This is a genomic window from Segatella copri (assembly GCF_002224675.1).
GTDB lineage: Bacteria > Bacteroidota > Bacteroidia > Bacteroidales > Bacteroidaceae > Prevotella > Prevotella copri_U.
The window spans coordinates 85,523-98,711 of the sequence record NZ_NMPZ01000004.1 but is presented as its reverse complement, the minus strand read 5'-3'; the positions used below and the strand labels follow the sequence as shown (position 1 = coordinate 98,711).

General features: G+C 38.4%; 3 protein-coding genes. All 3 read left to right on the top strand.

The genetic code is table 11. The annotated features are described in order from the left end of the window. Positions 1 to 471: 471 nt before the first annotated feature. Positions 472 to 5,745, top strand: coding sequence for a hypothetical protein (locus CFT61_RS03880; RefSeq protein WP_089543162.1), 5,274 nt, complete (start codon positions 472 to 474; stop codon positions 5,743 to 5,745). Next, positions 5,732 to 11,878: a DEAD/DEAH box helicase gene (locus CFT61_RS03875; RefSeq protein ID WP_089543161.1), complete on the top strand. Its 6,147-nt coding sequence runs from the start codon at positions 5,732 to 5,734 to the stop codon at positions 11,876 to 11,878. The genes CFT61_RS03880 and CFT61_RS03875 overlap by 14 nt, the downstream gene beginning before the upstream one ends. A 242-nt stretch (positions 11,879 to 12,120) precedes the next feature. Further along, positions 12,121 to 13,143: a helix-turn-helix transcriptional regulator gene (locus CFT61_RS03870; RefSeq protein ID WP_089543160.1), complete on the top strand. Its 1,023-nt coding sequence runs from the start codon at positions 12,121 to 12,123 to the stop codon at positions 13,141 to 13,143. Positions 13,144 to 13,189 lie beyond the last annotated feature (46 nt).

Genomic DNA, 13,189 nt, shown 5'->3' with positions numbered 1-13,189 from the left:
TTAAATTAAATCATTTAATGTAAACATCTTATAGTCAATTGATATTTTACTTGATAATGAACCAGGAAATACTTCTAAAAATGGGCTCAGTTTTGTTACACGATTTTTAGAGAAAGAGAGAAATGTTTACAAACACTGAAGATCATATGTTAAAATGAAAATCCTGTCATAACATTTAGTTTCTTCTAATATGTAATACTGCAGCACTAAACATACAGCGTATCCACACGCTTATATTATTTTACTACGTATGGTCCGTATAAGTCATAACATCACAAAATCATCATCTATTAAACTAGAATGTTATGGTAATATGGAAATGCATAAAAACATCAAAAGCATCGATATTGTGCAGCCTATCTGCACAGAAGAGAAAAAATCATGTTATATAGCATAAAACTGAAAAATATTTCATAAAAAACACGTCAGTTAATTATCTTTTTATTAAATTTGCAGAAAAATAATAGAGATATGATAATAACTGAAGAGACATCCATCAAAGAGTTGTTCTATGACAACATGATCAGCTTAGAAACATATAATATCCTAATTTCAAAAAGGTTAGTTACCGTAGGAAAATTATTAGGTTTTATAGGTGACACTCATAATATTGAGGAATTATTGACAATTCAAGGAATGACTCATAGGAATTATCTACAAATACAAAATATACTTTCCTCAGTCGTACACAAAAGAAATCAATACCAAGAGATTTTTGATGCCAATTTCATTGCAAAAAATAAGCCGCTGTCAGTCCAAGACATGACAGTAGATGAAATGTGCAAAATCAAGTTCATCACTAAAGAAGAATTGTCTATATTCAAAGAAGCTGGGCTTGTTACTTTTGAAGCTATTTTGTTTTTTCAATCGGCAAGCAACACCTTTAAAGAATATCTGAAAACAAGACTTGGGGCAGAGAGATATGAAGAAATGTTATCTGCAATGAAAGGCATTCTAAATTTCACAAAAGCTGAAAGAAAAGAAAAAGAAGATAACTGTCATATCACAACTAGCCCAAAGAGCAGCTACACTAGTGCGCTGGACTGCCATACCCAACTGGGTAGTGAAGGAAACGTAGATTTAGCATTATATTATCAAAACAATGTAATTACGGAAAGCGAATTTTCTCTGTTAAAAAAAGAAAGTATCTATACGATAAACGACGTACATGCTTTTTTAAATAACATGATAGGTCACTTAACATATTTTAAGCACAAAGTTGGGGAAAGGGATTTTAATGCCCTACTTATGGTGTTATACAAAATAAAAGACTATAAATTTTCTAAACATCAACTACAAAGAAAATCGGAAAATATAACAGAAAGTAAAGAAGCCTCCATTAATTCAAAAATGGTGGCCAACAACATATACGTATACTTGACAACTTCTGTTGACGAACTATTCGAACAGAATTTAATTTCAAGATGCACATTGGAGGTATTAAAGCAAAAAGAATTATCTACAATAGAAGCTATCCTTTACAAAACAAAGAATTTAACATACTTCAATGATTTCAATTCTTTACATATAGAGACTATTAAGGAAGAATTATGTAACATCGTAAAATACAGAAATTGGCTAAAAGTAGAACTCTGCAACAAGAAAATTGACAACGTTACAACCAAAACTGAAAATTCAAAAGCTAAGACAACGGAAAAGAAGACCGCTAAAGCATCCAATAAGAACAAAATATCAACTCCTATATATATCTACCACTCAACATCTATTATTGAGCTGTATGACCACAATTTAATATCAGACGAAACATTTGAAGCTCTAAAGTGTGCAAAAACCTACACGATTGGTGCAATACTAAGAGCAACAGATAATTTGAGAAATTTTCAAGCTTTTAGAAACATCGTATTTTTTTCTCAAGAATCAAAAGATGAACTAATAGAACTATTCATAAAAAAAAGTAATCTCCAGATAGATCTTTATAATAATGATACCATCGATGCATCAAAACTAGAAAGCAAAGAAGCTGCAGAAGAGAATTTGCCAGAAGGACAAGCTCAAGAAAAGCTACAGGAAGAAATCAAAGAAGAAAAGAAGCAGGCTATGGAAGATAGTCTGCCTGTATTGCCTGTAAACCATATTACAAAGGTTGAACCAACCACTAGTGAAGAAACAAGCAAAAACAAAACTGAAGAGTCTGAACTCCAAGATGAACCTTTGAACGCAGAAATCAATGAGGCGACAGATAACATTGAGGAAGAAAATTCTATTTCTGATATAACAGAGGAAACCACCCCAATGCAATACATTGAAATTAAAGAAGGGAAAGAGACTAGCATACAAGAAGACATGCAGTCTCTCGAATATAAACAGCTAGTTGCTCTTGAGAATGCTGCTAAAACAGAGGAATCAGGCTCTAATGAAGAATCAGAAAAAAACGAATTTGAGGGAATCGAATCAGAAACCCTAGAAGATAAAGACCAAATTGCAGAGAAAGGGGGCAAAATAACTAATTATGAAGAGGAATTAACCTCTGAGAATGATGATGAAAATCTAGCAAAAGAGGCAGCCAGTATAACATATACATATGATGCTGGCAAACATCCTGTTTTCGATAACATTCTAAAAATCAGAGGCCTTTCTAGACCTCTGAACCCAATATGGAAAATGAATATCACGCCCGAAGAACAGGAAGAACTAGCAAGAAGTCTCTATCGAGCCTATCTCAAGCGAGATCTCTATGCTGTGGGAGAAGAAGCTGCATTGTATTATGCCATATGGTGGCAAAAAATCTACGATGGCGGTTCTCCTTCAAGGGAAGCTATCGCTGAAAGCATTAATATCCCAAAAAGCTTCAGTGACGACTTATATAAATCGGCAAGACTGGCTTATAAGAGATGGGGGTTTCATTTCATCCATGACAATAGATATCATTATTTCAGATCTCTTTTGATGCAAGGAGGTCTGCCTATAGGCTATGTCGTAAATAACAAGACCAATTTTAGTGGATACAAAGAATTCTTACGCCATCTAGTGGAAGAATACAGCAGTCTCAATATAGACTTGAATACTGCAAATATAGCATCTTTGAGCTGTGTTTCCTACTTACCGAAATCATTCAAAAATGATAGCATATACGAAATTTCCACCCAAATTGCACATGCTATAGTAGAAGACCGTGAAGATCTTTTACCATACGATTCCAACAAAGACGGGGAACTTCATGAACTGACAAGCTCTTTGAAGCGAACTGCATCAGAAGCAAAAACGGGACATAGTCGTAAACCTCTGTCTTTCAACTGGGAAGTACAATTTAAGAACGACATGGTGGAATTACATTATTGTCTGAATCATTCTATCAACATCAGCAGTAGAACCATAGCCGGACTGAATTGTGAAGAAACTTTCTCATTCGACTTATTTGTTAATCAACAGTACGTTGCAACATATAAACGTAGCAAGCTTGAGGAAAGTGAAAGTGGTATCCAGAACGGAATCTACCACTGCATGAACTTTGAAAAAAGAAAATTCTCATGGAAGGGAGAATCATATATTGAATTGAAGCTTATCTCCAATGAAGGAGAATGTCTTTTTATCAATGCGCTGAATTGCTATCCACCAGAGTTCTCTACCCCTCAACAGTTCCAAAAGACGAACAACATATACATCCAGCAAAGAGGAAGGAAAGCTGAGAGTAACGTTATTTTAGTCACCAAAGACTGGGAAGCTGTTGATGTAGAGAATTCTAAAATATTTGAACTGTATGATCATACTGAGGTGGTTTGCTATGAATTCTCAGAATTTTTGGAGCTGGTAAATTCTGCAACATCTGACCACATGACTTTCACCAACACATTTACAAAGTATTCTGTAGAATTTGGTGGTATCTTCATTGGATGGTTAGAAAGCAGTAACTATAAGCTGTTAAACAGATGTCCCTACATTTCTGTTTGGAATGAAAGTGGGCAACCTGTCGAATCAAAACAATATTGCGCATACTACAGATTGAGAACCGAAAAGATATGGCATAAAATTTCAAGAAACCATATATTGCCATTTGGATGGATTGAAATCAAGATTGACCTGCCGGACAATCATACTTTGATTGAGTCATTCTATTCCATCGGTAACTTGACTTTTGAATCTTCAAATGAAACCATAACCTCTGCAACGATATCATGTCACAATAGCAGAGGAAAAGTTGTGATGGAGAAAAACGAGAACCTTTCAGTACACTCTATATCTGAAAACAGATGGCATATTGAGCGTAATGAAAGCGGAAAGATATGTCCAACAATAGGATTTAGAATCCTGATAGCTGGCATGCCATCTTTGAAAATAGAAATTCCTGCTCCATTCATAGGACTATCAATTCTTGATTCACAGAACCATCACGTCAAACAAGGAGAGATTATATCTGTAAATGATCTCACCAGCTATCGCATTATCACTCATGGAAATAGAGAGAACAAGTATCGAATCAGCTATATTGATTCAAAAGGCATAGAATCAGAAGTCTGTATCACCGGAAAATTTCCGGAAGGTATCATACCGTTGAGTAACTTCGAAGAATCCATCAGAAGAATCTATGACCTCTATGTAGATGAATATGATGATATCAACAGTCATATTCTTTTCTCTTTGGAGGGTATTTCCATCAAAATAAAACGATACATATATGGTACATCCTATGACGAATTGGAATATAAAAAACAAATTAGAGTATTCAATATTGATGCTATACATTCGGAAGAAGAATACAAAGGGAAAGTCATGGCGCTTCCTATGGGTATAAACATCCCAGACTCTAGCATTGAGATAATAGATTTAGGCTATTGCACGGATGGAAATATCAGTAGCAGTTTGTCTAACTATGACTCGAATACTTATGCCATTTTCTCTGATAAATATGAAGAAAAGCAGATGATTCCAAAAGTCATTCATCTGGAAGAAGATGTACATCAAGACGCAGAAGATGAGAATATGGAGTCCACTTCAGTAAGATGGAAAAGATTCCTGGAATCTGAGAGACTTGATGATGGACCTCATTGGAAAAGTGTCACCAGGTATTTTGAGATAGCAGCAGAATACCATCTTCCGTTCAAGGTATTTGAATGCATCAGTACCATTGCAGAGGATCCTAGCCTTCTTACAAGATTCATTCTAGCAATGTTTCTTGCCGGCAAGAATCAGATTTTCACCTCTGAAGTAAGCAGACTGGAACATGAATATGCGATAGGAATTCATTGGATTAAACAAGAAGACTGGCAAAGAGCAATCGACAGTATTTTCGAGATGTATAGTACCATTGACATAAATATAGCCATGACTCTCATGCCTCTTTTCATGACCTACTTGGAGGAAATGCTAAAAGCAACATTAGACTCTGAATATACCGAGGATGTCAAGAAGTTCATTTCGGGAGAATTAAATGAAACTGAGGATTTATTCTCTAAAAGAGAAATATTGGATTTACGGTCTAGGATTTTGGGAAAGAATGACAACAATGAAGACTTGCCGTATATAACCATAAAACCAGAAGCGAATTATTTTGTCCCGAATGCTTGTCAAGGCATTACTGGATACCAATTCACCTTTCTAAAATCTCCTATCATTGCTGCAGAGTATGCATATGGGGAAGGAATGGACATCTGGACTGATAAAAGTGAAGAAAATATCCGACTTAGAAGAATCATCAATTTCTATAGGACATACTTCACCACGATGTATTCGTATATATTTACAAAAGCATTAAAGATATTAAACAAGAAATATAATGGATTACGCTAAATTCTACACAGACGCAAACAAGGCACTCGTAGATTCTTTGGTTTCTACATGGGTTCCTGGTCATAAGGAAGAGCAAAACTATCTGAGAGAACTCCTGACACAGAAGGAGCCTCTCATTGCCCCTCCTGTCTTTCAGACAATTTTTCCATGGAAAAGCTCTTCCATGACGTTTCTAGAACATGCAACCAAACAGCATGTTCTAGACGAAAAATTTGTCAGAGCCATAGGAAGCATAGAAGATGAAGAATATCGCTTTCCTCTGGATAGAGCTCCATATACCCATCAAACTAACAGCTGGAAGACATTGCTCAATGACAAGAAGACCATTGTAGTAACTTCAGGAACGGGTTCAGGAAAGACTGAATGCTTCATGATTCCTGTCATACAGGATCTGTATCGTCAGAAGAGTACAGTAGTAAATGAAGGGGTGCAAGCCATCTTCATTTACCCTCTCAATGCCCTGATGAAAAACCAGCAACGAAGAGTACATGCCTGGTGCTCAGCACTTTCTCCGAAGGTCACCTATGCCATATACAACGGTGACACCCCTGAGGACATACAGAAAAACAAGGCATTGCAAGCCCATCCCCAACTCTTGTCCCGAAGACAGATAAGGGAGACACCGCCTCAGATTCTCTTCACCAATCCAACAATGCTTAACTATATGTTGGTAAGACCGGAAGACCAATGTATTCTTAAGAAATCACAAGGTAAACTGAGATGGATATTACTGGATGAAGCTCATACCTACACTGGATCTTCTGCTGCAGAGCTTTCTCTTCAGATAAGAAGAATCCTGGATGCTTTTGGAGTCACCATAGAACAGGTAAACTTTGCCCTGACTTCTGCAACAATTGGTGACCCAAAAGATCCTAAGACAGCAACAGAGCTGAAACAGTTCGTATCGGACATCACCGGCAAAGCAGCATCAGATATAGAAATTATTGATGGCAAACGAATTATACCCGATTTAAACAACTCTGCATGTGCTGATCTATTAGGTGAAATAAACAAAGAATTCTCAGGAAAGGCAACGATTGGAGATATTGAGGGCTTAAGAAAAAAGATAAACAAAGAGCCATCATTGGCACTTAGCGCCATATCTAATGTCTTCAACAAGAAGCTATCAAGGGAAGAAAGCCTGAGACTTGTAAACAAGCTTGGTGAAAAAATAATGGGGCTGAATCTAGATGGTTCAGCAGGTGCCCTATTGCCTTCACGTATCCATTTCTTCATTCGATCCATTAGAGGCATCTATGTCTGCACCAATCCGGATTGTAAGACCCATAAAGGTAGCAGCATCAACTTCGGATCCCTAACCACCTACCAGAACACTACCTGTCCATCTTGCCAAAAACCTCTTTTGGAAATAGCGACATGCCCACACTGTGGAGGAACACTGCTGGTTGGAGAACAAAGTAATGATAAGAATGAGGCTTTCCGCATGAGAGTGAATACGACAAAACTCAACAGTGATATATTTGATTACGTTTCAGATGAAGAGGATACCAAAGAGGATGCTAAATCTGAAAAGAGCAACAGTCCCTATTCACCATTCATATTGGCAAAGGAGCCAAATAAATGCCCAAGAAACAATGTACAAGAAAACGTCTTTACAATAAGTACAGATGTTTCTAGAATTAATGCAATTAAAAACGATGATGGCAACGGTTATAAGGAGTGCTGGGATCAATATGGTAAAAACGTATGCCCACACTGTGGAGGAAGCATTGACTTTGGAAAAATCCAATATTTCCGTGCCAGTGCAACCTTCATGGGCCGTATTTTAGCACCAATATTGCTAGACAATGCAGAACCTGCTGCAGATCAGAATGACTTGGAGTTGATATACGAAGGAAGAAAGTTCATTACATTTACAGATAGCCGCCAAAACACGGCAAAATCTGCAATGACTCTCAATCAAGATGTGGAACGTAACTGGATTCGTACGGCAATATATCACAACCTTTGCGAAGTCAGGCTTCAGGATTACAACCCAGGAGGAGGATTAAGCAAAGAAGAAGAAGCTCAATATCAGGCATTCAAGACTATGCCTATGATTCCAGCTCCATTAATGCCTTTATTCAAGAATCTGGAAGACAAGAGAATGGGAAACAGCAAGGACCCATCCCCTACTCCTGTCTCATGGGAGAGTATTGAAAAGTCGCTAGAGAAAAATATAGAGCTCAAGAAGATGTTCAAACATCTTGGAGAGGCAAGAAGCAGAGGGGTTAACGGTATTGATTTCAAACCTACCAACTACCTTCGTGCCCTCTATGTTGACCAGTTTGGATGGATACCAAAGCATTCCAATTCCTTGGAGACCCTGGGATTGGTGAAAGTTGTATACCCTACATTAAAAGGTGCCAAAGTTCCTACAAAATTGGCCGCCAGAAGCTTTACAGACTCGGATTGGCAGGACTTTCTCAAAATATGCCTTGATTATTACATCAGAGGCAACCGTCACTATGCCCTCTCGGAAAGCTATAAATTTTTCTTAACACAAACAGATTTCAGTTCTCCAATTTATCCATCAAGGTCAGACGCCCACTATGGGAATAGAAAGGTAAGCAAATGGCAAACGGTAACTCTGTCTGAAAAGGGTAAAGTAAAAGAAAGCCAGAACAGGATTGTTCTTCTTTTGTGTGCAGCCTTGAATATCAACTCCACAAAAGAGTTTAACCAGGAAAATATAGATCTGATAAATAGCATCTTACAAGACGCATGGAAATACCTCACCCAAAATGTGTTGGAAGAAGTTGACAGGGAGAAACATGGATACATTCTGGACTTATTAGATAAGGATAAGGTAAAAATACAACTCATGGACAAGGCATACGTATGCCCTGTGGACAATGTGTTTGTTGACACCCTGTTCAGAGGTTTCAGCCCAAGAATAAGCGGATACATATCAAAATCAAACTTTGACCGATTTAAGATTGATGAATCTTCTGAGTTGCATTTTCCTATGTTCCCATATCCTAAGCGCCAAAAGAAAACAAGTGATGGGATAAAGAGCGTAAGTGACCAGGATATAACAGATTGGGTTAATAAAAACCTCCAAGAGATCAAGAATAGAGGATTGCTCAACAACCTTATAATAAACATACTGCATATGCAACCAATCTTCATTGCAGGTGAGCATTCCGGTCAGCAGCAAAGACAGGTACTGGACAAATACGAGGAGCAGTTTAATAAAGGCTACCTCAATATCCTCTCCTGTTCAACAACCATGGAAATGGGTGTGGATTTGAAAGGCATCTCTGAGGTTGTAATGAATGATGTACCACCAAAACCTGCAAATTATCTCCAAAGAGCAGGACGAGCAGGACGACGCATGGAAACAAAAGCGTTGGCCTTAACCTTCTGTGCCCCTAATCCGATAGGTATGTCAGCCTGGAATAATCCAGGTTGGTCAATGGCACACATAACTCAAATGGCACAGGTAAGACTGGAAAGTGTGCAAATCATCCAGCGTCAGGTCAATAGCTATCTTTTCTCTACATATGTTGCTTCCAGAGGCGGAATCAGAGTGAAAGCTACCATCGAAAACTTCTTCGGTGGAGATGTTTCATCATGCGACCTCTTCTGTGATTTCCTCGACGACATACTTAATCACCAGAGCCATTACCAAGCCTTATTGCCCAAATATGCAGAACTAGTCAAAGGAAGCATCCTGGCCGTTCAAGATTTGGAGAGTTCAACACAAAAGTGTAAGGCAAAGATTCTGAAGCTTAAAAAAGAGTATGGAGAAAGAGTAGAAATCTATGATAAGATTATCGAGGACACAGAAGGAGCGCCAGCCCGTCAACGATATGCCGTGACAAACAGTAAAAATAACTTTGTCAATTCTTCTCTTATGCCATGGCTGGCTGAGAACAATTTCCTGCCATCAGCAGGTATTCCAACAGGACTGGTAGAATTCACCTCAGATCTGGACAGAGCAGGCAAGACAGGAGCTAAGATGCCAACATTACACATGAGCCACGCCGTTTCAGCATATGCTCCCGGCAATAAAGTCATTATCAACGAATGGTGTTATGAACCTAGTGGTATCACACTAAAATCACGCTTTGACAGCACAAAGAAGAATGTCATCCAATATTGCGACCACTGCCACTATACAACAATCGTATATGGCAAACCTTTGGATGAATGTCCTTCATGCCACCAGCTGGGAACGATGCACGGACTCTCAAATATGACCATCGGAACCAACCACTTCACAGAAATTGTTGAACCGGCAGGATTCACTGTGGGCTGGGATTCCAAGCCCACTCGTGTCCTTAAAAATGACAATGCCATGAATCTTATTCAACCAGTTCTCCTGAAAATGGAACCATGGTCAGAAAACGAACATGAAATTAAGTTCAAGATGAGAAGTGGAGCAAATGGATCTGAGATTCTATTCTATAACAAAGGAAAGGGATATGGATATGCCTTGTGCCCATATTGTGGTAGAATGAAGGTAGAAGACGGATTTGCAGGAGCATCAGATGACAAGCATCCTTTAGCACTTCATAAGCATCTCCTGGCAGGCAAAGAGTGCCAAGGTACGGAAAACGATGGAGCAAATATCAGAAGAAATGTACTTCTTGTAGGACGCTATCAAACAGACCTGGTAGAGATCAAGTTCTATGATGTCAACTCCAACCCTATCATAGACCCCAATACACTCTATTCCCTGGGAGCAATCCTCAGCAGAAAACTCACAGAGATACTTGGCATCAATGATGGAGAAATAGACTTTGGTTATAATAAGAGCTATAATTCCATCTTCATCTATGATACAGCTCTTGGCGGCTCCGGCTATTCTCCACTGCTCTTTGATTATAAAGATGAAGTTTTCAAAGCTGCATACGATGCACTGAAAGGTTGTAACTGCGATAAAGCTTGTACTAATTGCTTAATTGACAGAAACACCCAATGGTATCTCAACTACCTGGACCGTCATGCAGCCCTTTCATGGCTCACCATGGAAGTGGAAAGCAGAGAAGTAGATGACAACATCAAGAAGATATGTCCTGATGCAAAGAAGGTAACTTCTGATTTAACTACAGAACTCTACCATCTAATGAGAAGCAATATGCTGGACTCTCTCTCCATATTCATATCAGGCAAAGTAGAGAATTGGGAAGCAGACACATTCCCATTTGCACATAACATAAAGGAGTTGTCATTAAATGATATAAAGATAAACTATGTTCTCGACAAGAAGATAAATTTCAAACTACTTCCTGCCGACCAGCTCACTTCTGCTCTCAACATGCTCTACAAGGAGGATATCTACGTCATGACTGATCAAAAGGATGTCCATCCACTCATCATGCTGAGCTTCAAAAGCGGAGAGCACAAAATCTATTTCAGCAATGAGGCATGTAATGATTTCAATGATAGCTGGGGACAAGCTGCCAATATCTTCATTTCAACAGAAGATTTTCCGAAATTTACTGTTGAAAAGATTGATAAGGAAGCTATCATCCATGAGTTGACTACTTCAAATAGCCAAATGTTTGAAGAGTATATTACGAAAGATCTGGATTCAAATACCCTTCTAGACGGAATTGTTGACAGTAACCCAACTCAATGGGAGCAAATAGGCAAATATTTATCTAGTATGCAGCATGTTCGCATGAACTATTCGGATAGATATCTAAACTCTCCTTTAGGTTGTATCTTGCTAGCCAGTCTGATCAAGCAGCTCAAAAGAAGATATGGACTGAAAGTTGATCGACTAACCATCATGCGTTCCAGCAAAGAGAATGCAGGTTATGTTCCAACCTATTATAACATTGAAGATGATGACACATTCACTCTGGAAAAGAATTTCAAGAAGAGAAATGATTGTGACCAATTCCTCCAGAAATGTATGAGTGAGATTGCGAACACACCGGTAGAAATCAAATACGAGCTTCTCCCGCATTACCGTTCACTCACCATTCAATCAGAAAAGTACGATGTCAGCATAAGACCTGATGGAGGTATTGCATACGGATGGGACTTGGATCGAAGCATCAATCCAGGCATCACCTATAGCGAGATCAAGAATAATTTGGGGCAGAGCCTTGCATTACATAATAAAGTAATCAGAAGCGGTGGTATATTATATACCATAGCGGCGAAAGAAAAGTAAGAAAATGGTGTCCAGCCTAAAGCTGGGCACTATTTTTATACTTGAAAGAGCAAGGCAAAATCATAATAGAAAAGATCTGTGCTCAAATACTGCACAGAAGTATAAAAACTCTTAATTTCTTAAGAGATAATAACTATTCTGTGTTTTTTTGATTAACTTTGTAGCGGTCAATATAGACAAGATTCTTCTGACTTGACGAAGGCAACATACCTTCATAATAGTAACGATAATAGCTGACAATCATGCCAACAAATAAAAATGCCCAACTCAGGTATCAAATACTAGACAGATGCTTCAGTGACTTTAAGCATAAATATACTTTCGAGGACCTCAAAGAGAAGGTAAATGACGCCCTCTATGACCTGACAGGTATCGAAGTTAGTACTCGCCAAATACGTGCTGACATTAAGTATATGCGCGATAGAGTAACCTTTGATGCACCTATAAAGGCCTATCCAATGGCTGTGGGCAAAAAATCATATTATAGATATGAAGATCCAAACTTCACCATATATAATAATGAGATGTCCATTGAAGAGGTGAACAATCTGCGTTCAACCATTCAAATGCTGGGACGCTATAGAGGAACACCAGCTACAGCATGGCTTGAAGAGGTCATCTCAAATCTGGAATACCGCTTTGGGGTAAAGGCCAATGCGGAGAATCTCATTTCCTTTGAGCAAAATGATAAACTTCAGGGATTAGAAAATCTTTCTGGCATCATTGATGCTACAGTCAACCACCAACCTCTCAAACTTCACTATCGCACATTCAAAGGTCATGAGTTCGAGACTATATGCCATCCCTACTACGTGAAGCAATATAATAACAGATGGTTCCTGCTCGGAAAAAGCGCCGAATATGATACAATTGGCAATTATGCATTAGACAGAATCGTTTCATTCAAGAAAGTAGATGTTCCGTTCTGCAATAATACTCAGATCAATTTCGACACCTATTTCGACGATGTCATTGGAGTAACTGTACCAAAGGGTGACATCGAAACCGTGGTACTTAGATTCTCGGAAAATCGTTTTCCTTATATTGTATCCAAACCTCTCCACCAATCACAGGAAGTGAATCAGGAAGAAAGAACCATCACCATCAAGGTCAAGCCCAACAAGGAGCTGGACCAGCTGATATTCTCATTCATACCAGACGTAGAAGTTCTTTCTCCTCAAAGCCTGAGAGACACAATTAAGGGTAAAATTGAAGAAAATCTCAAGAAATATTTATCTGTGCAGAATGACTGCACAGAGCCTTAGTACCTTTGCACTCGTTAATTGATGTGTAACTTAATTTTTGATTGAA